Below are 26254 nucleotides of genomic sequence, written 5' to 3' on the forward strand. Positions count from 1 at the left end.
GATTGACTTGATCAATTCCTCGGATTTTTTGGTTTAATGGTAAATTATTTTTCAGCGCTCACACTCTAGTCGGATTCGCACCTATGTAATCGGGTTCGCTTTGGCAGTCAGGTCCACACTTCAGAATAGTTTGCATCACACTTTGTGTGATACGGCACTATTCCGAAGTGTTATTGAGCTGAGCGGTCTCACACACGGCCTTATATTATTTCTGCATTTTTATGACTTGTACTTTTTTCAATAGTCGCCATAAACGAATCAAGGCGAATACATACATGATTTCTAATTGATAGACGACATAGAAGCCAAATAGGTTAAAGAGGGTAATGACCATTAGTGGCATAGTTAATGACGCAAGGGCTAAAGATAACCGCATTTTAAAGGTTAGTCTTAACCGGGTTGAATCAGGTAGCACACCAATTACTAGGGCAATCATCAGGCTTGCTAGCATTAGATTTAATAGGCTAGATAGGGCCACAATGATGAAGATAATCGGGTAGTAGGCCCAAGTTAGGCTAGTCATTGATTGGATAATACCTTTGACACCATCGCTATTGGCAGAGTCACCTAATTGTGTGTAGGTGAAGGCGATAGGTTGGCCTATGAATGATAAGGTTAGGTTATCTGAGTTGTTTTCAACAGTAATCAGATTGTTTTGACTAGTCGTCACGTCTTGACTGGCGATTTCATCATTTGGATCAAAGGCATAGGTCATCAGGTCTGTTTCAAAAATAAAGGCCGCTTGGTCATCGCTGGTGGCTATTTTGCCATCTGTCACTTGATAGTCAGGGATTTGATTAACGATCGATGTCGCGTTGGTTTCTAATAAATCAAATACTTTCAAGGTATCAAAGAAGGTCGGAATTGCTGATATACCTGCAATTAATAGGGCATAGACCAACATTCTTTTAAAACTATAGGAAATGACACGGATAATTTTTGGATAATTCAATAGGGCATCGTATAAGATGACGAGGATATTGCTTTCTTTCATACATTCGCTCTTTTCTGTTCGCATATTCTCACGCTTAGCTGGTGGACTTGGAAAATGACTAAGCATTCTCACATTAACATTCATTATAACAAAGATTGGTCAAAAATAATGAGCGGATGATTGGAAAAGGAAAAACTTTTCTTAAAAATAAGTGAGCGCTTTAAGTCGATTCCTTTGAATTTTAGGGTGTGGCTTGTTATAGTAATTTTAGTAAGAAAATAATGATAAGTTTTATAGGAGGAATTTTACATGGCTTTTGAATTACCAGAATTACCATACGCTTATGATGCATTAGAACCGTATTTCGATGAGGAAACAATGCACTTGCATCACGACAAGCACCATAATACTTATGTAACAAATGCAAACGCAGCTTTAGAAGGTACTGATTTAGCAGACAAATCTGCTGAAGAAATCTTATCTAACTTTGACGCTGTACCTGAAGACAAAAAAACTGCTGTTCGTAACAATGTTGGTGGACACGCTAACCACACATTATTCTGGGAACAATTCGCAGCAAACGCTGGCGGTGAACCTACAGGCGCTTTGAAAGAAGCTATCGACGCTAAATTCGGTTCATTTGCAGACTTCCAAGAAGCATTCAAAACTGCAGCAACTGGTCGTTTCGGATCTGGTTGGGCTTGGCTAGTTTTAGCTAACGGTGAAGTAGAAATCACTTCTACACCAAACCAAGACTCACCATTAATGGATGGTCAAACACCATTATTAGGTATCGATGTTTGGGAACATGCATACTACTTGAAATATAAAAACGTTCGTCCAGACTACATTGCAGCATTCTGGAACATTGTAAATTGGGATGAAGTTGCAAAACGTTTCGACGCAGCAAAATAATTTAACATCTATTAAAATAGTAATAGAGGGGTTAGCTTAGGCTAACCTCTCTTTTTTACGGCTAATTGCATAAAAATGCCTCTAAAAAACGCCTACCGACAATTATCAGCAGACGTTTTGTATTTATTTCGTTTTCACTTTTTTCCTGTTAAAGAAATATACACCTACTAGTACGAGTCCGGTTGCTCCTGTAATGGCTACACCTAATATCAAGCCTTGTGGGATGTAGTAGAAGGTGACTTCATAATCACCGGCTTCTTGGAATTGGATGCCCATAAAGCTACCGTTTAATAGGGGTATGGTATCGACTTTTTCGCCGTCGACTTTGGCGTGCCAGCCTTTTGCGTATGGGACAGTGACCATCAAGTATTCACTTGGATCGTCTACTGTTACGGTGCCTGAGAAAGCCCCATTCGAGAAGTCAGTCAGTTCCAACTGGTTTTGCTTCAAGTCTTCTGCCATGGTAGATACTTTTTCCTGATCAAGGGAATAGAGGTTGATATCCGCTAGGGTTGTTTCATCATCTAGCAATTGGATGGTAAATACTTTCTCTGCGCCTTGTTCGTCGTTGGCAATATTAAATAATTGAATCGACTGGTAGGAAGAATCGTAGTCCAATGGCTCGCCGTCTAAGTAGTATTTGACTTCTTCATCGTTCAAGAATGAAGGGACAGTAATGTAATAAGCTTGGTTGGTTTTCACATTGATATGGATATCAATAAATGAATCTTCTCCAGTGTCATCACGGGTATAAGCTGTGTTTACCACTGAAGCATCTTGTGAATCCACATGGAAAAGGTCCACGCTGGCAAAGTTGGCAATCTCAAATTGTGAAAGGTCAATGCCGTCTGTTGTGCCGTTTCTGCTTAAGACATTCAACAATTCATCTTGTAGGTAAACTGGGTTGACGTCATCAATGGCGACGTCTTGGATGTCTTGGCTGACCATATAGGCAAGCGACAAGGCATTGGGATTTTCATGGATGATTAATTGGTCTGTGACTTCTGTAACAGGGTATTCACTCAAGTCAGCTCGCGTTGACATGATCCGGTTTTTTAAGGCGCCTTGATCATCTTCAAACGGTGTGACGTCAAAGTAATATTGGACACCAAACAGGGCATCTGTCAGTAGAGTCCCTGTTGTATAGTTGGTAAAGCCATCTGACATAGGTTGCCCTAATTGCTTGAACAATTGGGTGGTGTTTCGTTCCATTGTTGAGTTGAAATGGTTCAAGTCGTAGTAACCCAGCTGCATGGCATCATTTTTTGTCCGCTGGAAGGTCTTGGTCATCCGGTAGAATTCGTTTTCTCCGGGCGCATAGGCTGCGATTTCTGGTTTGATTTCAGCGATATAATCCGCAAAGTCATCTTGTTTCAAGTAAGAAATAGAGGAAATAGTGATCACTGAGTTGGCAAACACTTCACTCATGGTGATGAACAATAATAGGATGTAAATCAACCGGTCGAAGTCAACAGCCATCATCAGTAGGGCAGTGACCCCAACGAATAAGATGAAGGAGACTAGGACAGTTGTGACTGAAATATAGTCAAATTCTTCAATCCTATAGAGCAAGTAACCGTAGGCAATGGCAAAAGGTATCAGCAAGGCTACTGCGCTTTCAATGGATAAGACCGTTTTTTGTCGGTAGAGCTGGTAGCCGATAAATAATAGGAAAAATGAAAAGACGAATGAAAAACGGTATGGGTACCAGATTGGGTATTGGAACCCGTGCCAAATCAAGTTCAGCCCTGAAATATTCATGGATAATAATAAGACCGTCATCAATCCACCGGCGGCTAATCGTTCTTGCCAAGGAATCCTCTTATTGAAAAAGTAAAGGATGGCCATGATAAGAGCTAGACTACCTACGAAAATATTGGGCAATCCTTCTGGCATTTGGTCGAAGTTAAAGGCCCCTAGGATGAATTTTGACACAATATCGTATAAAGGATAATCGGTGGTTAATTCAAGTTCGGGTGACGATTGTTGCCCTTTACTGGTTGTTAATGCATAGAATGTTGGCATTAAAATAAAGGCAGCTAAACCACCACTTGCGAGTGACCAACCGGTAAATTTACCAATTGTTTGCATGAAATAGGTTTTCAAATTGGTAAAGTAGCTTGCTTGATATTGCGCTGTTGGTGCCAAATTCTGGTTCAAGCTTTCCATCTGGTCTTGACTATGCAAGTCAGCTCGTCCGTGAGCGACCATCCGGTAGCAGAAAAATAGGATTAAGAATAAACAAATCATGTAGCCGATATAGTAATTCGAGATTAGGATAAGGGCTAGCCAGCCTACATAGGTCCAGCCAGATTGACCGCGCATGACCTTTTCTAAACCCCAAATGAGAAAGGGTAGGAAGATGACGCCGTCTAGCCACATGACGTTTAGTTGGTTGGCGGACAGGTAGCCGATGAAGGCGTAGGCGAAGGAAAATGTGAGTGATTGCCACGTCACTTCGTTATACAACCGGCCTAACATGAACTGGAAGGCGGATGCTGCGGTGGCGAGTTTGAGTAAGACAATCAAGGCGACGGCAAAGGACAGCCAGGATTGCGGGAAAAATAGTAATAAAATTAAGTAGGGGGACATGAGGTAGTAAGACCAGGTCCCAACCATTTCGCCTCCGGTGGCTTTTGAGAAGGAATAGAAAATCTGATCCCAATTACCATGGATGATGTCTCGGTAGTATTGATAGAAGTCGATATATTGTTGGCCTAGGTCGACAGTCATGATGGTGCCATTGCCGAATGGAAATATTTTTAGGCCAAAGATAAAGAAGAGTCCCATCAGGACAAAGACTGCTAGAAACAAGCCAATCATTGAAGCTTTGAGTGGGTGTTTCTGACTTTTCTGTTGAATCGTTTTTATGTATTGCGTCATGACACGAACTCCTTTTTGATAATTGCTTTTAGCATATCATATTTAGCAGATTGATTGCCTTGTTTAAAGATCTTTAACAAAAATAAAAACTTCTGGGATTTTTAGATGGATATAGGGATTCTTAATAATTTACACGAGTCTTATGACCATTTTTTGTGTATAATTAAAAAAGATGATGCTAGCCTGAGTGGACTGACCTATTTTGGCTGCATATAAGTGTTTTATTTGAAAGTAGGTGACAAGTTGGATCAAGGTGATCAAAATAAACAACCGAAGCAATATGAGGATGCCGAGGAAAAGTTGAATAAAATGGGTTCTGATGATCAAGACCAACCAAAAAGACGTGCACCCATATGGGGCTCCTTTTTAAACCGTTTGAACGTGATGCTGATAGGGATTTTTGTCCTGTTTGCAATGCTTATTTTACGTTTATCTTATCTGCAACTAGTTCAAGGGGATATGTTCTCTGATTTGGTGAATGCGACAGAAACAACTATTGTCGAGGCATCGGTCCCTCGTGGTTTGATTATCGATTCTGAAGGAGAATTGATGGTGTCTAATGAGGCTTTACCAGCAATTTCTTATACGCGTGGCCAGGACACTTCCGGTGAGGATATGGTCCAAACGGCGCAGAATCTAGCTAAATACATAGCTGTAGATTTCGAGGATGTATCCGATCGCGACCTGCAGGATTATTTTGTGGCAGCCAATACAGATATCATCAATGACCGGTTAACGGACGATGAGGTCTCTGCAGCGGATGATGAAATATACGCCATCCAAGTGAGTAAGGTGACTGACGACGACTTGAATGGTCTAAGTGACCAAGATAAGGAAGCAGCAGTTATTTTTGCCAAAATGAATGCAGCATCGTCACTTTCAACTGTCATGATTAAAAATGATGGGGTAACCACTAAAGAAACGGCCGTTGTGGCAGAGCATTCAGCTGAGTTACCAGGTGTCAATGTGACAACCGACTGGAAACGGACTTACCCACAAGATTCATTACTACGTTCATTGCTTGGTAGTGTGTCTTCTACAGAAGAAGGGATTCCAAGTGACCAACAAGATTTCTACCTAGCTAAGGGTTATGCCCTAAATGATCGGGTAGGAGTGTCTTATATTGAAGAACAGTATGAAGCGGATTTACGTGGTTCAAAAACGACCTATGAAACAGAAGTGAGTCAAGACGGAGAAATTATCCACTCTGAACAGACTTATGCTGGAGAAATGGGGAATACGGTTCAGTTGACCATTGATTCTGAATACCAAGCGGAATTAGAAGCTTATGCAACTCAGTATTTAGAAGATGCGACAACTGAAGACAACAATTCTATCTATATTGTAGCGTCTGATCCTGATACGGGGGCTATTTACGCCTTAGTTGGTAAGAAGAAAAATTCAGATGGCGAAATCGTGGATGATGCCTTAGGTACGATTAATAATGTCTTTGTATCAGGATCTGTCGTGAAACCTGCAACGATTTCCGCTGCTTACGGAGAAGGATTGCTTGAAGTTGGTTCAGACAATGAAATTACCGATGAACCCCTATACTTCTCTGGTACGCCAGTTAAAGCTTCTTGGTGGTTTACATCAGGTAACGATTCAACGCCAAGGATATTAACAGATAAACAAGCCTTAGCTCAATCATCCAACGTCTACATGATTAAATTGGCCATGGCAATGGGTGGTGTAAACTATTACGAACCATACATGGACTTGTCAGAACTGGATACAGATGCCGTTTATGATACCTTACGTAGCTACTATGTAGAATTTGGTTTAGGTGTATCGACTGGTATTGACTTGGAAAATGAATCAACTGGTCTAATCGGAGCCGATACTGGTGACCCAGGTAACGCACTTGACTTGTCTTTTGGTCAGTTTGATACCTACTCACCAATTCAATTAAACCAATATATCTCAACCATTGCGAATGGTGGTACCCGCTATGCTTTACATGTGCTAGATAAGATTTTGGCACCTACCGAAGACGAGGAGACTGCTGGCGATGGGGCAACGGTTTACGAATATCAACCAACTGTATTGAATGAATTGTCGATTACAGATGAAATGCTTGCGGAAGTGCAAGAGGGTATCTGGTCTGTTATCCATACTTCAACTGGTTTGGGGAACGCTATTTTTGCTAATTTCCCAATTGAAGTAGCGGGTAAATCAGGTACTGCGACAGTATCTGATACGCTTGAAAATTCAACTTGGGCCGGATGGGCACCGTATGATGATCCTGAAATTGCGGTTTCTATCGTTATCCCAGGAACAACACCAAATGTGTCTGTATCTGCCCAAGCAGCTGCACCAAATGTCTTAGGTTTATACTATGATATTGAAGAATATCAAAATAAAGTAGCTGACCAATTGGCAGAAAACGCAGAAGCATCAGCAGAAGAGGCGGAAGCTTTAGAAGAAACAGGTGCACAATAATTGCATGTGGGGCTGTGACACTAAATTCACAGCCCCATGCTGATTGTTTTAAGTGGTCGACCATCTTTTTCACAAGGCTAAAAAATATTTGGCATATAGGTTAAGATTATGGTACAATACTCGAGTATGGTTACTGTATATCAGTTAATAATTTTATTGTATTGGAGGGGTATCACATGCGTGTGAACATTATTTTAGAAAACACTGAATTAAAAGGCGAACGTGTTTACTTAACAGAGAAAAACCGTCGTAATAATCCAGACCGTTTAGAATTAAAAAAATATAGTCCAAAATTACGTAAAGTTTGTGTCTTCAAAGAGGTAAAATAATCTAATGTAAATTAGATAGCTGGCTCGGTAACACACAAATAATAAATACGTATTTACTATTGGGAGACCTACATTGGCGTTCGCGTTGGTGTGGGTCTTTTTTGCCTTTGTTTGTTGTATCTTGTGGAAGAATTCTAAAGTTTTCTTGTAAGTAACTGCCATTTTGTGATTATCCTGAAAACTAGGGTATAATATGTGAAAGTACATTCGCTATTTTAAAAGGAGCTAATCATGTCTACGAGAAAACCTTTTGTGACGTATACCTTGCTAGGTATTCAAATTATTTTATTTATTATGATGGAATTTATGGGCAGTTCCGAAAGTTATGCCACCTTATTATTATTCGGGGCTAAATTCAATCCTTTAATTGCTGCAGGGGAGTATTGGCGGTTAATTGCCCCCGTGTTCTTACATATTGGAATTATTCATTTATTGATTAATTCTATTACCCTGTATTATTTAGGTAGTATGGTTGAAAATATTGTGGGCCACTGGCGCTACTTGGTGATTTACATGGCTTCTGGCTTGATGGGGAACTTGTTCTCTTACCAATTTTCAGAAAATATTTCAGCTGGGGCATCGACTGCATTGTTTGGTTTGTTTGCTGTTTTCCTAGCGCTTAAAAATCTCTTCCCGAGAAATCGCCATATCCAAAGCATTGGTTCGCAATATTTAACCCTCGTGGTGATTAACTTGGTCTTTGGTATTATGGGTACAGGGATTGATATTTGGGGCCATGTGGGCGGATTAGTAGGTGGTTTCTTAATGACCATGGCGCTACTTAGCGGAGAAGGGCCAGATCAACGTTACACCCAACGGATTAGTTCAGCTGCTACCTTCGTGGTGATTGCTGGATTTATTTTAATCAACCACGGCATTTTCAATACTTTAATTGGTGGTTAGGAGTGTTTATTTGACAGAAGAGATGAAAACAATTTTAGACAAGAAGGCCATTCGCGACCGAACTTTTAAATACTGGGCAGCCTTACCAGAGGTTGAACGAATTGCTTTGCAGGCAGATATTTATGCCCAATTATTTACCAATGAAACCTTTATTCAAGCCGATACCATTACCATAACAATTGCCCATCCAGGCGAAATTGATACGAAACCCATTATTGATTATGCCTTAACAATTGGTAAGAAGGTATATGTGCCTAAAACCTATCCTAAACGCCAAATGGCATTTGCTAAATATCAAGGGTTGAATGCCTTGGAGAAGACTAAATTTGGTATCTATGAACCCACAGCAGACGCTGATTTTATCGATAAAGAGGCAATTGATTTGATGCTTGTACCAGGTTTGTTTTTTAGACCGGACGGGTATCGGGTTGGGCATGGGGGCGGTTTCTACGATATTTTCCTAGCGGATTACCCAGGAAACAAGATTGCCTTAGCCTTTCCAGGCATGGTCTCTGATAAAGTGACCTTTGAAATTGATGATTTTGATATTCCAGTGGATCAAATTATTGTTGGGGAAATATAAATATGATGCAACCGGTATCATTTTTTGCTTAAAAACCTAATTTTTTTGCGAAAGTCTGATAAAATAGAGTTATATAACTAATAGATAAGAGGGAGTTATGATAATGACTAAGAAAATATTCGGTATCGACCTTGGTGGTACATCAATTAAATTATCAGTTGTTTCAATTGAAGGCGAAATTATTGATAAATGGTCAGTGCCTACAGATACTAAAGAAGACGGCCAACACATTATTCCAGATTTAATTCTAGCTGTTCAAGAAAAAATGCTAGAAAACAATTGGACTAACGAAGATATTCTAGGCATTGGTATGGGGTCTCCAGGCTTTGTGAATCGGGAAAAAGGTACTGTGACTGGTGCGTATAACTTAGCTTGGGTTGAAGAACAGCCCGTTGCAGATCTGATTCGTAGCCACTTCAATGCAGATTGGCCAATTTTAATCGAAAACGACGCTAACGTTGCGGCTTTAGGTGAGCAATGGAAGGGTGCTGGTGACCACGCGGATAATGTTATCTTGGTTACTTTAGGTACTGGTGTTGGTGGTGGTGTTATTGTCAATGACCAATTGGTCGTTGGACAAGGTGCTGCTGGTGAGATTGGGCATATGTTCTCTAAAGATGGTGGTCGTAAATGTACTTGTGGTCAACATGGTTGTTTAGAAACTGTGGCATCTGCTTCAGGTATCGTATGGACTGCTGGTGAATTAGCTTATACTATGGATGATACGGGTTCTATTATTCAAGGCCGTATTTTTAACGGGGACCCTGTAACGTCTGAAGATATCTTTAGAGCGGCAGAAGCGGGTGACCGTTTTGCGGAAGCTGTTGTTGACGACACGATGGGGCATTTAGGCCGTGCTTTAGGCCAAGTGGCTGCCGTAACGAACCCACAATATATTTTAATTGGTGGTGGGGTTGCCAATGCTGGTCAATACTTACTAGATAAAGTAACAGACCACTTCCACAAATCGGTATATCCTGGTGTTGGAGAGACAACAAGTATTCGTCTAGCTACTTTGGGAAATGATGCAGGTGTGTATGGTGCTGCATCACTAGTTATGAAAAACGTTTAGTCTTTGTCGTTAGAAGGGAAAAACAATACTTATGATCAACTTTGGTACTATTACTTGGATTATTTTAATTGTCGTATTATTGGTTTGGGGAGGCTTCTGGTTATACAGCTACTTATTGCGTCGTAACAACGCAACCATGATTTCTCAAGAAGATTTCCAACAAACCATGCAATCAGCACAAATTATTGATATTCGAGAAGCAAATGAATTCAACTCTGCCCACATTTTTGGTGCCCGTAATGTACCGTATTCTACATTACAACAAGGTGTGCCGGGCTTCAGTAAATCACGTCCAATTTATTTATACGCTGATGTACATAATTTAACTGGTCGTGCAGCGAAAAAATTAAAAGACGCTGGTTACGATAAAATTTATATTTTAAAAGGCGGCCTTTCTGATTGGGAAGGTAAAACAAAACGTCAAGCTTAATAGTTTTGGAAAAGTCAGGAGTTAGCGCTCCTGGCTTTTTCTGAATGTTGTTTATCTTTAAAATGCGTACGCAATGTATTAGGGTATAACCAATATTAAGGGTGCGCTAGAGGCTGATGCTTTCTGTCACACCCATAGCCAAGTCCTTTATAGCGTCGGCCCTCGCACCCTGTGAAGCGGAGCCTGTCTAAACGTCCTGTCTCACATCCTATAGTCGGGTTCGCTTTGGCAGTCCGGTCTCCACTTCAGGAATATTTGAAGCAAGTGAACTTGCTACGGTATATTCCTTCCAGTGGTATCTGACTGAGCGCCAAAGCTCTCACCCTATAGTCGGGTTCGGGTCTCCAGAAAAGACTGCGTTTCAGATTAGTTTCTTAGCGTCGGCCCTCGCACCCTATGAAGTTGAGCTCGCCAGGGCAGACAGGTGTCCGCTTCAGAATAGTTTGTTTCACACTTTGTGTGACACGGCACAATTCTTCCATCGTCTCCTGTCTAAACGCCCTGTCTCACATCCTATAGTCGGGTTAGGGTCTCCAGAAAAGACTGCGTTTCAGATTAGTTTGTAACTGACCGCGTCATTTACTGCACTAATCTTCCAACGGTTCTTTTCTTAGCGTCGACCCTCGCACCCTATGAAGTTGAGCTCGCCAGGGCAGACAAGTGTCCGCTTCAGAATAGTTTGTTTCACACTTTGTGTGACACGGCACTATTCTTCCATCGTCTCCTGTCTAAACGCCCTGTCTCACATCCTATTCTTGCTTTCTGTTTTTTTCCATGCTATTATTGGCTATGCAAATAATTTAAGTAATTGCTGTGAGGTTTATTGTGTTTGTCTTTAAGCGAGCTTGTGGTTGGTGTGAACAGGTAAGACAGTCAATAATGGTTGCGCAGTAGGCAAAGTGTCGCTTTACTTCGGTGCATACCGTTATCATGTCCTTACAATGAAGTAAAAATGTAGGTGGTACCGAGCAATGAAATTTGCGCCCTATACTATAATTGTCTAACCATAGATTGTTATAGTATAGGGCTTTTATTTTGCCAAAAATATGAATCAAAGAAAGAGGGAAGCTTTCATGAAAGAGACTAATATGTCTACTAAATACCAACCGAATGCGGTTGAAGAAGGTCGCTATGATCAATGGGTAGCGTCAGGTGTATTCGCCCCTAATGAAGATAAAACTGCTGAACCATATTCAATCGTTATTCCACCTCCCAATGTAACAGGTAAATTACATTTAGGTCATGCTTGGGATGTGACTCTACAAGATATGTCTATCCGTCAAAAACGGATGCAAGGCTACGATACTTTATGGTTACCAGGTATGGACCATGCGGGTATCGCAACGCAAGCTAAGGTTGAAGCTAAATTAGCCGAAGAAGGCATTTCTCGTTATGACTTAGGCCGTGAAAAATTCATTGACCAAGTGTGGGATTGGAAAGAAGAATATGCTGAAACAATCCGTCAACAATGGGGTAAAATGGGTATTTCTGTTGATTATTCTCGCGAACGTTTTACCTTAGACGAGGGTTTAAGTGAAGCTGTGCGTAAGGTCTTCGTTGATTTATACAATAAAGACTTAATATACCGCGGTGAATACATTATCAACTGGGATCCAAAAGCACAAACTGCCTTATCTGATATGGAAGTGATTTACTCTGATGATAATGGTGCTTTCTACCACATTTCATACCCATTAACAGATGGATCAGGTTCGTTAGAAATCGCTACAACACGTCCAGAAACCATGTTAGGGGATACGGCGGTTGCAGTTCACCCAGATGACGACCGTTACACCCACTTAGTTGGTAAAACCATTACTTTACCGCTTGTTGGCCGTGAAATTCCAATCGTTGCGGACGATTACGTAGAACGTGAATTTGGGACTGGTATTGTAAAAATTACCCCTGCCCATGATCCTAACGACTTTGCAGTAGGGAACCGTCATGATTTACCACGTATCAACGTGATGAACGCTGACGCAACTATGAACGAAAATGCAGGCGAATTTAAAGGTATGTCCCGTGAAGAAGCCCGTAAAGCAGTCGTTGCTGCCTTAGATGAACAAGGTTTCTTAATATGTGTTGAGGAAATGGTCCATTCAGTTGGTCACTCTGAACGTACTGGTGTCGTTGTTGAACCACGTCTTTCAACACAATGGTTTGTTAAAATGCGTCCATTAGCGGATGATTCATTAGAAAACCAAGACACTGAAGACCGTGTTGATTTCTACCCACCTCGTTTTGAAAATACCTTTAAGACCTGGATGGAAAATGCCCACGACTGGGTTATCTCACGTCAATTATGGTGGGGTCACCAAATTCCAGCTTGGTACCACAAAGAAACTGGTGAAATGTATGTCGGTATGGAAGCACCTGCTGACAGCGAAAACTGGGAGCAAGATCCAGATGTTTTAGATACTTGGTTTTCATCTGCCTTATGGCCGTTTTCAACTATGGGGTGGCCAGATACTGATGCAGAAGACTTTAAACGTTATTACCCAACATCAACATTGGTAACAGGGTATGACATTATCTTCTTCTGGGTCGCGCGTATGATTTTCCAAGGGTTGGAATTCACTGGTCGTCGTCCATTCAAGAATGTTTTAATCCACGGTTTAATCCGTGATAGCCAAGGGCGTAAGATGTCTAAATCTCTAGGTAACGGGGTTGACCCAATGGATGTTGTTAACGAGTATGGTGCTGACGCTTTACGTTGGTTCCTAGCAACTGGTTCAACGCCTGGTCAAGATATCCGTTTCAACGAAGAGAAACTGGAAGCTGCTTGGAACTTTATTAACAAAATCTGGAATGCTTCTCGTTATGCCATCATGAATCTTGATGACTTAACTTATGATGAAATTGATTTATCAAACGTGACTGAAATCAAAGACCAATGGATTTTAACACGTCTAAATGAAACCATCGCTTCAGTTACTGCAAACTTTGATAAGTTTGAGTTTGGTGAAGCAGGTCGTTCATTGTACCACTTCATCTGGGATGAATTCTGTAACTGGTATATTGAAATGGCTAAAGAAACTTTACAAGGTGAGGACGAAGCTGCGAAAGCGACAACTCGTTCAGTATTGGCCTACACATTAAACAACATTCTACGTTTAATGCATCCAATCATGCCATTTGTAACAGAAGAAATCTGGGCGCATATTCCACATAAAGAGGCGTCAATCGTTACAGCTGCGTACCCAACGGTAGATGAAAACTTATCTAATACAAAAGCTGCTTCTGATATGAACTACGTGATTTCACTGGTTAAAGCGATCCGTAACGCCCGTAACAAACAAAACGTGGCCTTATCTAAACCAATCGAAATCATTGTGAAACCACGGAACGCTGAAATTGGTCAAGCCCTTGAAAACAACATTGCTTTCATTAACCGCTTTACCAACCCAGAAAGCTTTACGATTGATACAAGTGCTGCAGCGCCAGATCAAGCCGTAACCTTATTCTTTGACGGTGGAGATATTTACTTACCATTAGCTGGTTTCATTAACATCGAAGAAGAAATTGCCCGTCTGGAGAAAGAATTAGCCAAATGGCAATCTGAAGTAGACCGGGTTGAGAAGAAATTATCTAACGAACGCTTTGTGGCCAATGCCCCTGAAGCTGTCGTTGAAGAAGAACGCCAAAAAGGTCAAGATTACCGAGACAAATTAGTTTCTACTAAAGAAAGAATCGCTGAATTACAAGGCTAATTTGACCCAAAATAACCATTTAAGAAGCCGACTTAACTTAAATAGTCGGCTTCTTTTTTCGAATTAAATACTTAGGCCATTTAGCAAAAATATACCCAGTGATTTACACAAATAACATACTTTTAAAGGACTTTCCGTGCTAGAATGATGTCTGGCAAGATGATAATTGAAAAAAATGGGGGCATGAAATTGGCTATTTTAATGCATAATATGGCGCAAATCGAACAATGGTTGGCAATGTACACCAAGTCGACGCCAAAAGATTTTTCGCGGATGGCAAGCGTGCTTGACCGCTACGACCACCCAGAATTAAAAACACCCGCAATCCACGTGACTGGTACCAACGGCAAGGGGTCAACCTGTCGTTATATCGAGCAGATGGCGACAGATCACGGTTACTCGACTCTCCTATTCACGTCACCACATTTGACGTCCTTAACCGAACGTATTCGCCACAATAAAGAAAATATCGACGACCAAGCCTTTATTCAATTGATGAACGAAGTCCGTCACCATATCGAAGCCCTAAAAATCGAAGCCATGTCCTATTTCGAAGTCCTCACTTTAGCCTTCTTTATCTATGCGGGCCAGGTGGACGTCGACATCCTGATCGTTGAAGTAGGGATTGGTGGCAAAAAAGACTACACCAATATTCTTCCACATGCCGTCCGGGTCATCACCTCTATTGGTAAAGACCACATTCCTAGTTTAGGTAAGGATGAATTCGCCATTACCAAGCAAAAAGCCGGCATTATGTACCAAGGGGATACCATGGTTGTTGGGGAAATTGCCCCAGAATACTTGGCTATTATCCAAGACAAAGTGACTCAAAAAGAAGGTCAATTGATTTCTTATAAATTGCAACCGCAGGTGGACATTCCGCAACTTGGTTTTTACCAAGTATGGAATGCGCGGACTGCTTACGCTGCTTTTGCGGCTTTTACAAAGGAAAATGGCTTGTATTTTAACCAACAAACAGCCATTGCAGCCATTCAAGTGACGGCTTTACCAGGTCGGATGGAATTGATTGCTAACCAGCCAGCCACTTATATTGATGGCGCCCACAATATTTCAGCCATTAAGGTATTGGTGGAAGCATTAAAGACAAATTTTGCGGATAAAAGAATTATTATGTATTTTTCAAGTTTAGACCGTAAGGAAATTAACAACTCACTGGACTATATCCAAGCACATTCGGACATTGAATTATATGTCACCACTTTTGATTATGAAGAAGCGAGAAAAGAAGATGATTATTTAGCCACTACAGATGCGAAATTTGTGAATAATTGGTATGATGATTATAAGCAATCCGCACCAGCAAATGTAGATGCCGTAGTAGTGTTCTGTGGCTCTTTCTACTTTATCTCTGAAGTGCGAGAAAAACTACAAAGTGAGGATATCTATGAAAACAGCAGTAATTTTTGATATGGACGGGTTAATGCTAGACACTGAGAAGGTCTACGCCCAAGTAAACCAAGAAGGATTCGAATCGTTAGGCATTGAATTCACCTTGGATGACTACCTAAAATATGTTGGGGTTGGCGAGAAAGAAACCCTTCAAATGTATGAGGAAGCCATTGGTGACAGAGAAGCGGCAGAAGCTTTATTGGCCCGCGAAGATAAACGTTACCTTGAAATCATCAAAGATAAAGCCCCTGATTTAAAAGACGACTTAATCAAAGTGTTGGATACGTTAGCAGCTAAAAAAGTTGATTGCTACGTAGCGTCATCAACAAATATTGAAACAGTAGAGTACTTACTGGAGGCAACAGGCATCCGTAAATACTTCAAAGGTGTGCTTGGTGGTGACCAAGTAGAAAACGCTAAGCCAGACCCAGAAATCTATCTAAAAGTTGTGGCTGATTTCAACTTAGACAAAGAGAAAACAATCGTATTAGAGGACTCTATTCATGGCGTTAATGCTGCTTATCAAGCAGGTTTAGACGTGATTATGGTTCCTGATTTGGTAGCCCCGGACGACGAAACTTACGACCGCGTTTTAGCAGTCGTTGGCCGTCTTGGTGACGCCTTACCATTTATAGACTAAGCAAATTTGACTGGTACCCTCGTGGGCCAGTCTTTTTTTTAGTGTGGAAGTTCTTTTTTTGCAAAAGTGGTAGAGGTAGACGTCAGCTTGCTGGCACCTCTACCTATGGCGGTTTCGCTATTCAGGACAAGAATCGTCCTTTTTCAAGAAAGTATTAGATGGGCTTAAAAGTATGCTAGAATATAATGAGAAAATGATGTCATAGAAAGAGGTTTTGTCATGTTAACAGATATTCAAATTGCCCAACAAAATGCGTTGGCGCCGATAAGTGAAATTGCTGAAAAAATTGGTTTTAATGTGGACGATATCGATTTATATGGAAAATATAAGGCCAAGGTACCTGCAAAAACCTTGGAAAAAATTGAATCGAATGAAAATGGCAAGTTGATTTTGGTGACAGCCATTAACCCGACGCCTGCAGGTGAAGGGAAATCGACAACAACAGTTGGTTTAGGGGACGCATTGAGTCAGCGCGGTAAGTCAACCATGATTGCCTTGCGTGAACCGTCTTTAGGGCCAACTATGGGCGTTAAGGGTGGTGCTGCCGGTGGTGGTTACGCACAAATTCAACCGATGGAAGATATTAACCTGCATTTCACAGGCGATATGCATGCCATTACAACGGCCAATAATACCTTATCCGCCTTAATCGACAACCACATCCACCAAGGGAATGAATTGGATATTGATGTTCGCCGGGTGACTTGGAAGCGGGCAGTTGACTTGAATGACCGGGCCTTACGTGAGGTTACAGTGGGCTTAGGTGGTGTTGGGAACGGCTTCCCGCGTCAAGACGGCTTTGATATTACTGTGGCGTCAGAAATTATGGCGATTCTATGTTTAGCGACTGATCTAGAAGACATGCGTGCGCGTTTTGCCCGGATTGTGATTGGGGAAAACCGCGACCGTCAGCCAATTACTGTAGCTGATTTGGGGGCTGAAGGTGCTTTAACCTTGGTCATGAAGGATGCTATTGCGCCGAATTTAGTGCAGACTTTAGAGCATACACCAGCATTTGTGCATGGGGGGCCTTTTGCTAATATCGCCCACGGTTGTAACTCAGTTGTGGCGACACATGCAGCCTTGAAGTTGGCGGATTATGTGGTGACTGAAGCTGGGTTTGGGGCTGATTTAGGGGCCGAAAAATTCATGGACATTAAAGTGCCCGTGCTTGGAAAAGCACCGGATGCAGTCGTTGTTGTGGCGACCATTCGTTCATTGAAAATGCACGGTGGCGTTTTAGTGAAAGACTTGAATGCAGGGGAAAATGTTGAAGCGGTAGCGGCTGGTTTTGCCAATCTGCAAAAACATATTGAAACCATGCAAAATTTCCAAGTGCCAGTGGTTGTTTGTGTGAATGAATTCGTAACGGATACAGAAGCTGAAGAACAGGTTGTCTTAGACAAATGTGCTCAGCTTGGTGTGGTGTGTGTGAAATCATCTGTATGGGCTAATGGTGGCCAGGGTGGTTTGGACTTGGCGGACGCTGTCGTAGCGGCAATTGATGGTAATGACCAGGAATTTAAAGCGACTTATGATTATGAAGCAACGAATTTAGAAGAGAAAGCCCGTGCTATTGTACAAAAGGTATATGGCGGACGTGATGTTGTCTTTTCTAAGAAAGCTCAAAATCAAATGCGTCGTTTCGAGAAAAATGGCTGGGGTAATTTACCAATCTGTATGGCGAAAACCCAATATTCACTATCCGATGATCCAAAATCTTTGGGTCGACCAGAAGACTTTGATGTGACAGTACGTGAATTGGTGCCCAAAATTGGGGCTGGCTTTATTGTGGCCTTGACGGGTGATGTGTTAACGATGCCTGGCTTGCCAAAACATCCAGCAGCATTGGATATGGATATTAAAAAAGATGGCGAAATCACTGGTTTGTTCTAGGTTTTCTGTGGCATCAGCTAAAAATATAAGTGGATTTATGAGAGAGCGTGTAGCGAAAGTTGCACGTTTTTCTTTTTGCCAAAAAAATAAAGCGAAACCTGATTTCTATCCATAATTAGATTGGTCAAGTTAGCACTTTTACCACGTATAAATATGGTAGAGGGGTGTGAAGGGATGACTGAAAATCAAGTGTTATTAAAGACAACGATACATGAGCTGCCAGAGGAAATTAGGCCGAGGGAACGGTTGATGACCCACGGGGCAGAATCATTGACTATGTATGAGCTATTGGCTATTGTATTACGGACGGGGAACCGGAGTTTGAACGCCATTCAATTGGCTATGAAAATTATTCAGCATTTCGGGACGAGGTATGATTTGCGTACGGCATCTTACCATGATTTGATCCAGTTGCCAGGTGTTGGACCAGCTAAGGCGGTTGAAATACAGGCTGCTATAGAGTTTGGTCGGCGCTTATACCAATCTAACCAGGAAAAATTGGGCGTTATTATGTCGACGAAAGATGCGGGGAATTATTGTATTGAGAAGTTGAAAGACCTGCAGCAGGAAAATGTGATGGCCTTATATCTAAATACAAAAAATCAAATCGTTAAAGAGAAGACCATATTCGTTGGAAGTTTAAATGCTTCAGTTGCACATCCAAGGGAAATCTTTAAAGAAGGGGTTCGGGCGTCTGCTGCGCGAATTATTGTCGCCCATAATCATCCGTCGAGTAATCCGTCGCCTTCTCAAGCGGATATCGACTTTACTAGACGGTTGGCTGAAGTGGGGGAATTGATTGGCATAGAAATACTGGATCACATCATTGTAGGTGGCGATGCTTTCTTAAGTTTACAGGAATATGGTGTTTTTGAATGATAAAAATAACTTTACTTATTAATAATCATTGCTAAAAAGATTTATCCATGTTATACTAAAGTAAGAATTTTTGGATAGGTAAAAAGTTATACATTTTTAAAAGTGCTAAGCACTTAAAAGTTTTACTCGAGCCGTGCAAGAATTACTAAAGAAATATGTGCATGAGCACGAGGAGGATTCTATTATTATGGAACAAGGTAAAGTTAAATGGTTTAACGCAGAAAAAGGTTTTGGATTTATCGAACGCGACGGCGCTGACGACGTATTCGTTCACTTCACAGCTATTCAAGGTGACGGGTTCAAATCTTTAGAAGAAGGTCAAGAAGTTTCTTTCGAAATCGAAGATGGAAACCGTGGACCACAAGCAGCTAACGTTGTTAAAGCGTAAATCTAATTTAAATTTTAACAGTTAGGGCAACAGCCCACCAGACTAGTTAAACATCAGTTTAGCTAGTCTTTTTTTTTGCTTTAAATTTGAAAGATATAGAAATAGCAAAAAGCTCTCATTTGTATTGAAGTATCATTCGATGTTTCAAAAATAGGCTCTCTTTTATTCGACCTATTCGTAGCTCTATTAGCTTCTTATGTAGGGCATAAATTATCGAAAATTTATTTTAAGCATCAATCATCTAACTATAAAATCAATTTTTTTGCGACTATATATTGTGGATATTATTGAGCATATTATAAAGGCTGTCTCAATAGTCTCCTTTTTCTTTACTTTCACTATCAAGTACGCTAACAACATAACAAAACCCGCTTTGATCTGGTGCTTACAACCATTCAAAGCGGGCTTTGTCTATTATTATTGTCTCTTTTTAAGGAATAAACTGTAAATCATAATCACTAATGAAATGATGAATAAAGCGATTGTTTGACCATTTAACAATTCCGGAATAATGAAGCTTGCAGCGATAGCGATGATCAACACGACAATCGCAAAGCTAGCCAGTAATTTCATCATTCTTGCTGAATTTGATTTTTTACCAGCGATTTCTACGCCTTCAGAACGGTAATCCATGAATAAGCTAGATAACCAGGAGAATACTGCTAGGTAGAATAGGAATTTGATAAGGCCTAAACCGGTTAATAAGACTTGCGCGTTGGCCATTTCTACAATATTTTGCATGATGACCATTTCCATTGCGATGAATAATGGGGGCAATACTGGCAGTAAGTTATGCGTACCAATCACTAAATGAATCAATAACCATTGTAGGAAGAGTAATCCTTTTGCCAAAATAGTTACGGGACTAAAAATTAAAATGGCGATTAGGACAACTTCGACCACACCTAAGATGATCATATTCTTAATGAGTGTGAGTCCTTTTTGCTTAGAAAATAATAAGTAGACCTGTGTAAGTAAAAATTGCCAGAAAATTAATAGTAGAAAATTTGTCCAGTTAATCGTGTTGACTGCTTGTAATGTCATGAAGGCAGGGACTGCCATGAGACATACGAGTAGGACATGGAAAATTGCTGGGACAAGGATTTGGCGGTTTTTGCTACCGGCCATGGATTTGATTGCTGCCATTTATTGTCTCCTTTCAACGATAAACAATCGTGGAGGTAGGTTTTTTTGATTCAAAAAATTGAACATAGCTACATTATAACTTTTTTGGTCGCATTTTTCGAGATAAGATTGAACCGCTTCAAATTCTTCCATACCACCCGGATGACCAACGTATGAAGCAATCAGTAACACACCCATCTTATCTAAACGTTCAAGGACCGTTTGAATGGCTTTGATAGTGGTCTCTGATTGGGTGATGATTTCTTTATCACCACTAGGCAAATATCCGAGGTTGAAGATGGCTAATTGCAATTTCTCATCGACTGGAATGACTTGGTCTAATTCGCTATGGTCTTTTAAAAATAACTTTGTATTTTTAAATTTTGCCTCCTCAGAAAGGCGTTTTTCAGCGAATGCAATCGCCTCTGCTTGTATGTCTAATCCGTAAACGATACCTTCAGGACCAACTAGTTGTGAAAGTAGCAGGGTATCATTCCCTTTACCTACTGTCGCATCTAATACATGGTCGCCTTTGTGAATTTTTTCTTTCATTATTTGATGCGACACAGTGACAATATTTTGAAACATACCATTCCTTCTTTCTATATTAATAGCTTAATCTACCGTGGGTTTTCGGTAAACAATATTACACTAATATTACAAATATTAAATAATAACATCAACATAAATTAAGTCTTTCTTAATAAAATCATTTTAGATAGAATTTAGGTTGTGAAAGTTTTGCTTTTTTGACAATTAAAAAATTACAAGGGGGAGTATAATTGGTTATTGAGGAGAATAAAGTAGTATCGCGCAAATCAATTGCGTCAATTTCCAAAAAATCAGCAACTTTAGGGGCTATCGTTTTAGGATCTGCTTTTGCTGTATCAAGTTTAAGTGCAAATATCGATATTCCAACAGTAGAAGCGAGCGAAGGGACGACAGTTACTTTTGCATCAACTAATAATGCTTTCTTAGATAGCATCATTCCAGATGCTTATAAGCTAGCAAATGATAACGACTTATATGCTTCGGTAATGATTGCTCAAGCGATTTTAGAGTCTAACTGGGGTGTATCAGGACTATCAGCAGCACCATACTACAACTTATTCGGGATTAAAGGGACTTATAACGGCAAGGGTGTAACTTTCTACACACTTGAAGATGATGGTTCTGGTAACTACTACCAAATCAGAGATTCATTCCGTGATTACCCATCATACAAAGAGTCATTAAATGACTACGCGAATAAAATGGTTAACGGTGTTTCTTGGGATTCTGAATTTTATTCAGGTACTTGGAAATCAAATACAAGTTCATACAAAGATGCGACTGCTGCCTTAACTGGTACTTACGCAACTGATACCCGCTATGGTGGTAAATTAAACAACTTAATTACGACACATAGTTTAACACAATATGATACACCTGCTGGTTCAACCTCAAGTACATCTGCATCAGTTTCTGGTGCAACTACAAACTTATCTGCACAAGGGACAACATCATCTACTAATGGTGGGAAGTCTTATACAGTTAAAGCTGGTGATGGTTTATATACTGTAGCACGCGCTTTAGGTGTAGCTGTTGCAGAGGTTAAGGCACAAAATGGCTTAACTTCTAACTTGATTCACCCAGGCCAAGTCTTATCTGTAGCTTCATCTAGCGCATCTTCATCGTCTAGCTCAGCAAGCACAGGAACAGTTACTAACACTGGTTCTTCAGCATCAACATCAGGTAAATCTTATACAGTTAAATCTGGTGATGGCTTATACAGGGTAGCGAAAGCCTTAGGTATTTCAGTATCAGAAGCCCGTGCCTTAAATGGCGGTTCTGACTTGATTCACCCAGGCCAAGTATTTAAAGCTGGTCAGTCGACAACTTCTACATCAAGTTCGTCTTCTTCATCAAGCACAAGTGCTAATACTGGTTCATCTGCGTCAACATTAGGCAAATCATACACAGTTAAATCTGGTGATGGCTTATACAGGGTAGCGAAAGCCTTAGGTATCTCAGTATCAGAAGCACGTACCTTAAATGGCGGTTCTGACTTGATCCACCCAGGCCAAGTATTTAAAGCTGGTCAGTCGACAACTTCTACATCAAGTTCGTCTTCTTCATCAAGCACAAGTGCTAATACTGGTTCATCTTCAGCGTCTACATCAACTGGTAAATCATACACAGTTAAATCTGGTGACGGTTTATATAGTGTAGCGAAAGCCTTAGGTATTTCAGTATCAGAAGCCCGTGCCTTAAATGGCGGTTCTGACTTGATCCACCCAGGTAAAGTATTTAAAGCTGGTCAGTCGACAACTTCTACATCAAGTTCGTCTTCTTCATCAAGTTCAAGTGCTAATACTGGTTCATCTTCAGCATCAACATCAGGCAAATCATACACAGTTAAATCTGGTGATGGCTTATACAGGGTAGCGAAAGCCTTAGGTATTTCAGTATCAGAAGCACGTGCCTTAAATGGCGGTTCTGACTTGATCCACCCAGGCCAAGTATTTAAAGCTGGTCAGTCGACAACTTCTACATCAAGTTCGTCCTCTTCATCAAGTACAAGTGCTAATACTGGTTCATCTTCAGCATCAACATCAAGTAAATCATACACAGTTAAATCTGGTGATGGCTTATACACCGTTGCGCGTGCTTTAGGTATTTCAGTATCAGAAGCCCGTGCCTTAAATGGTGGTTCTGACTTAATCCATCCAGGTAAAGTATTTACTGCAGGTTCATCTAGCCAAGGTTCATCTAGTCAAGCGTCTTCTAGTTCAGTTTCATCAACTTCAAGTGCTTCAACTAGTCAATCAGCTGCAAGTACATCTACAAGTACATCATCAGCGTCAGGTAACTCTTACACTGTTAAATCTGGTGACGGTATTTACACTGTAGCACGTGCCTTAGGTATTTCATTAGCGGAAGCCCGGGCCTTAAATGGTGGTTCTGACTTAATTCACCCAGGTAAAGTATTTACAACTGGTGGATCTAGCCAAGCTTCATCTAGTCAAGCGTCAACAAGTTCATCTAGTCAAGCTAGCACAAGTTCATCTACATCAACTGCATCTTCTTCAGCTACTTCAAGCGCGAAGACACATACAGTTAAATCTGGTGAAACTTTATACCGTATCGCTAAAAACAACGGTCTAAGCTTAGATGAGTTAATGACATTGAACGGCTTATCAAACTACAACTTGTACATTGGCCAAGTCTTAAAACTAAACTAATTTGATCAAATTATGATACCTCAGCTTGTTTAGCTCCCCCTTTACAAGCTGAGGTGTTTTTTTAGATAAAATTAGAATTGAATTAGAAATTTGTTGACAAGGTTAAAAAAGACTGTTAAAGTTGCATTATTAAATAGCGAGAGGAGGACTACAGCCATGAAATCATTACTAAGTACAACATTCTATAACTTTTTCAACTTTTACTTTTACTTTTACGGTTTTGGTAAAGGTGATTTTGTTGTACTTGAAAAAGGATATGGCTTTAGTTCTTAAGTAACTAGCGTAGGTGCTAGTTACACAAGAAAGTCCTTTACAGCAAAAATCACTCAAGGGTGGTTTTGTTGTAAAGGGCTTTTTTTCTTGCTTAAATACCAACCTTGGAAAATGAATGATGATACTGCGTTTTAAAAAAAGGAGAAAATAAAATGAATACACAAGTAATGACTGCAGGAACGGAAGTAACGATTTTAGCTAATATTAAAGAGCCATACAAACGAGCGAGCTTATCATACAAGTCGGCGCCATCAGTTGTACAAGTAGGCAATATCCAAATTGGTAACGGTCATTTTGCCATGATCGGTGGCCCATGTTCAATCGAGGGCTTGGATAAATTGGACGAAGTGGCTGCAGCGGTGAAAGATTCAGGTGCCAATATGTTACGCGGTGGGGCGTTCAAACCACGTACATCTCCATACGCATTCCAAGGGTTAGGGCAAGAAGGTTTAGACATGTTAGAGGCTGTTGGTAAGAAGTACGACTTACCAGTGGTGACAGAAGTGATGGCTGTTGATCAAGTGCATTTATTCGATGGGATCGATATGTACCAAGTGGGTGCACGAAACATGCAAAATTTTGATTTATTAAAGGCAATTGGTCAAACGACAAAACCAGTCTTGTTAAAACGCGGTATGGCTGCTTCAATCGAAGACTTATTAATGGCGGCTGAATACATATTAGCCCAAGGTAATCCGAATGTGATCTTATGTGAACGTGGTATTCGTACTTACGAGACAAGTACGCGAAACACTTTAGATTTATCAGCAATTCCTGTTTTACGTTCAAAAACGCACTTACCAATTGTGGTTGACCCGAGTCATGCTGTAGGGAAACGTGAGTGGGTTGAATCAATGGCTATGGCTGCGGTGGCTGCTGGCGCTGACGGTTTGATCATTGAAATTCATCAAAATCCAGATGAGGCTTGGTCAGACGGCCGACAATCGTTATACTTAGATGAGTACAAGGCGTTAACTAAGAAAGTGCAAGCATTACACACATTCTTAGCGGATTTAAATTAATCTACAACCACCGGTTAAACCACTTATCGACAAGCGTATTTAAAAGAATTGAGGAATGAAATTGGAAAAAGTAAATGTAGCAGTTGCCAATCCCTATGATGTGATCATTGACAACGATTTGATTAAAAATGCCGGACATTATCTGGAAGATCTGGTCCAACAACGTAAGGTCATGATCGTTACTGACGAGAACGTGGCTTCATATGGTTACCTAGGGACCCTACAAGAGGCGATTAGCCCAATTACGACTGAGGTGAACACCATTACGTTGCCAGCTGGAGAGGCCCAGAAATCATCTGCAAACTACATCCGCTTGCAAGAAGAGTTGGCCACTTTGAATTATTCACGTTCAGACATCCTGATTGCCTTGGGAGGTGGGGTAATTGGTGACTTAGTTGGCTTTACAGCAGCGACTTATTTGCGCGGCATTCCCTACATTCAAATTCCGACGACCTTACTTTCAGCTATTGATTCTTCAGTAGGCGGCAAAACGGCCATCGACTTACCCCAGGGTAAAAACTTAGTTGGCGCTTTTTATCAGCCAGCACGCGTCCTTTGTGACTTAACTACCTTCCATACTTTATCGCAAAGTATTTTCGAAGATGGGTGTGCAGAACTAATTAAATACGGCATGATTTTAGACAGTGATTTACTGAACAACTTAATGACCCGCGACCAACCTTTAAATGCCTTGAGCGAAGACTTGGCAGCTGTTGTTAAACGTTGTGTTGAGATTAAACGGAGCGTTGTGTTAGAAGACGAACTAGATTTAGGCTTGCGTCAATTATTGAACTTTGGCCATACGATTGGACACGCGATTGAACAAGTATCACATTACAAAGTTTCACATGGTCGAGGCGTTGCAACGGGTATGATTTTGACCCAATTAATGGCTGAAAAAGAAGGGCAGACAGCGTTAAGTTTGGCTGACCGTTTTAACAATTTACTCAACCAATACCATCTATTAGACCAAGTGCATGTGGCAAAAGAGTATACCTTTGAGCATATTCTTGGCGCCATGACCAACGACAAGAAACGTCGGGGTGGGGAAATTACAGAAATCTTTCCTGAATCATTCGGTAAATGTGAACTTAAAACTATTACTTTTGACCAATATGCTGGCTGGTTAGAGACCATTTTTACTGACCTAAAAGCTGATAAATTACCTATTACAATCGTAGAAGCGGGGGCTTAAT

Annotated in this window: 20 protein-coding genes; 16 read left to right on the forward strand and 4 right to left on the reverse strand. The window is 40.7% G+C overall.

The window, feature by feature from the left end; genetic code table 11:
• Positions 1-205: 205 nt before the first annotated feature.
• Complete coding sequence (locus tag A6J77_RS07330; RefSeq protein ID WP_083069533.1) at positions 206-994, reverse strand: DUF1189 family protein; 789 nt, start codon at positions 992-994, stop codon at positions 206-208.
• A 249-nt stretch (positions 995-1243) separates the two neighbouring features.
• Here A6J77_RS07330 and A6J77_RS07335 point away from each other — a divergent pair, with 249 nt between their 5' ends.
• Positions 1244-1849, forward strand: coding sequence for a superoxide dismutase (locus A6J77_RS07335; protein WP_016896885.1), 606 nt, complete (start codon positions 1244-1246; stop codon positions 1847-1849).
• Between the two features lie 123 nt (positions 1850-1972).
• Here the strand turns inward: A6J77_RS07335 and A6J77_RS07340 are convergent, their stop codons facing one another.
• Positions 1973-4732 (reverse strand): YfhO family protein, encoded by a 2760-nt coding sequence (locus A6J77_RS07340; protein ID WP_083069535.1) that lies wholly within the window; start codon positions 4730-4732, stop codon positions 1973-1975.
• Positions 4733-4975: 243 nt separating this feature from the next.
• Between A6J77_RS07340 and A6J77_RS07345 the strand changes: the two genes are divergently transcribed.
• The 12 genes from A6J77_RS07345 (at position 4976) to cspD (ending at position 19414) form a co-directional block, all read left to right on the forward strand.
• A complete protein-coding gene (locus A6J77_RS07345) occupies positions 4976-7174 on the forward strand; it encodes a peptidoglycan D,D-transpeptidase FtsI family protein (RefSeq protein WP_227645149.1) in 2199 nt (732 codons plus the stop codon).
• Positions 7175-7350: 176 nt separating this feature from the next.
• A complete protein-coding gene (rpmG, locus tag A6J77_RS07350; protein ID WP_003141750.1) occupies positions 7351-7503 on the forward strand; it encodes a 50S ribosomal protein L33 in 153 nt (50 codons plus the stop codon).
• Positions 7504-7734: 231 nt separating this feature from the next.
• On the forward strand, positions 7735-8406 hold the full coding sequence (locus A6J77_RS07355; RefSeq protein WP_083069539.1) for a rhomboid family intramembrane serine protease: 672 nt from the start codon (positions 7735-7737) through the stop codon (positions 8404-8406).
• A 10-nt stretch (positions 8407-8416) separates the two neighbouring features.
• A complete protein-coding gene (locus tag A6J77_RS07360; RefSeq protein WP_083069541.1) occupies positions 8417-8989 on the forward strand; it encodes a 5-formyltetrahydrofolate cyclo-ligase in 573 nt (190 codons plus the stop codon).
• Between the two features lie 103 nt (positions 8990-9092).
• On the forward strand, positions 9093-10061 hold the full coding sequence (locus tag A6J77_RS07365; RefSeq protein ID WP_083069543.1) for an ROK family glucokinase: 969 nt from the start codon (positions 9093-9095) through the stop codon (positions 10059-10061).
• Positions 10062-10092: 31 nt separating this feature from the next.
• Positions 10093-10491: a rhodanese-like domain-containing protein gene (locus A6J77_RS07370; protein WP_083069544.1), complete on the forward strand. Its 399-nt coding sequence runs from the start codon at positions 10093-10095 to the stop codon at positions 10489-10491.
• 1073 nt (positions 10492-11564) lie between these two features.
• Positions 11565-14201 carry a valine--tRNA ligase gene (locus A6J77_RS07375; protein WP_083069552.1) on the forward strand — a complete coding sequence of 879 codons (2637 nt, stop codon included), beginning with the start codon at positions 11565-11567 and terminating at the stop codon, positions 14199-14201.
• Positions 14202-14384: 183 nt separating this feature from the next.
• Complete coding sequence (locus A6J77_RS07380) at positions 14385-15629, forward strand: bifunctional folylpolyglutamate synthase/dihydrofolate synthase (RefSeq protein WP_083070276.1); 1245 nt, start codon at positions 14385-14387, stop codon at positions 15627-15629.
• Entirely contained in the window at positions 15607-16251 is a 645-nt protein-coding gene (locus tag A6J77_RS07385) for an HAD family hydrolase (protein ID WP_083069554.1), read from the forward strand. Before A6J77_RS07380 ends, A6J77_RS07385 begins: the two co-directional genes overlap by 23 nt.
• A gap of 219 nt (positions 16252-16470) precedes the next feature.
• The gene (locus A6J77_RS07390) at positions 16471-18147 is read left to right on the forward strand and encodes a formate--tetrahydrofolate ligase (protein ID WP_083069556.1); all 1677 of its coding nucleotides are present in this window, start codon (positions 16471-16473) and stop codon (positions 18145-18147) included.
• Between the two features lie 174 nt (positions 18148-18321).
• Complete coding sequence (gene radC / locus A6J77_RS07395; RefSeq protein WP_083069558.1) at positions 18322-19026, forward strand: RadC family protein; 705 nt, start codon at positions 18322-18324, stop codon at positions 19024-19026.
• A 187-nt stretch (positions 19027-19213) separates the two neighbouring features.
• Positions 19214-19414 (forward strand): cold-shock protein CspD, encoded by a 201-nt coding sequence (cspD, locus tag A6J77_RS07400; protein WP_016896897.1) that lies wholly within the window; start codon positions 19214-19216, stop codon positions 19412-19414.
• A 417-nt stretch (positions 19415-19831) separates the two neighbouring features.
• On the opposite strand, the gene A6J77_RS07405 is transcribed toward cspD, so the two are convergent.
• On the reverse strand, positions 19832-20560 hold the full coding sequence (locus A6J77_RS07405; RefSeq protein WP_083069560.1) for a hypothetical protein: 729 nt from the start codon (positions 20558-20560) through the stop codon (positions 19832-19834).
• The gene (locus A6J77_RS07410) at positions 20561-21127 is read right to left on the reverse strand and encodes a tRNA (mnm(5)s(2)U34)-methyltransferase (RefSeq protein ID WP_083069562.1); all 567 of its coding nucleotides are present in this window, start codon (positions 21125-21127) and stop codon (positions 20561-20563) included. It abuts the gene before it with no gap.
• Between the two features lie 194 nt (positions 21128-21321).
• Here A6J77_RS07410 and A6J77_RS09535 point away from each other — a divergent pair, with 194 nt between their 5' ends.
• From A6J77_RS09535 to aroB, 3 genes are all read left to right on the forward strand, one after another.
• On the forward strand, positions 21322-23763 hold the full coding sequence (locus tag A6J77_RS09535) for a LysM peptidoglycan-binding domain-containing protein (protein ID WP_083069564.1): 2442 nt from the start codon (positions 21322-21324) through the stop codon (positions 23761-23763).
• A gap of 425 nt (positions 23764-24188) precedes the next feature.
• Positions 24189-25058: a 3-deoxy-7-phosphoheptulonate synthase gene (gene aroF / locus A6J77_RS07420; RefSeq protein ID WP_102950029.1), complete on the forward strand. Its 870-nt coding sequence runs from the start codon at positions 24189-24191 to the stop codon at positions 25056-25058.
• A gap of 55 nt (positions 25059-25113) precedes the next feature.
• The gene (aroB, locus tag A6J77_RS07425) at positions 25114-26253 is read left to right on the forward strand and encodes a 3-dehydroquinate synthase (RefSeq protein WP_083069565.1); all 1140 of its coding nucleotides are present in this window, start codon (positions 25114-25116) and stop codon (positions 26251-26253) included.
• The last annotated feature ends 1 nt before the right edge of the window (position 26254 follow it).

The organism is Aerococcus viridans (assembly GCF_002083135.2).
Taxonomy (GTDB): domain Bacteria; phylum Bacillota; class Bacilli; order Lactobacillales; family Aerococcaceae; genus Aerococcus; species Aerococcus viridans_C.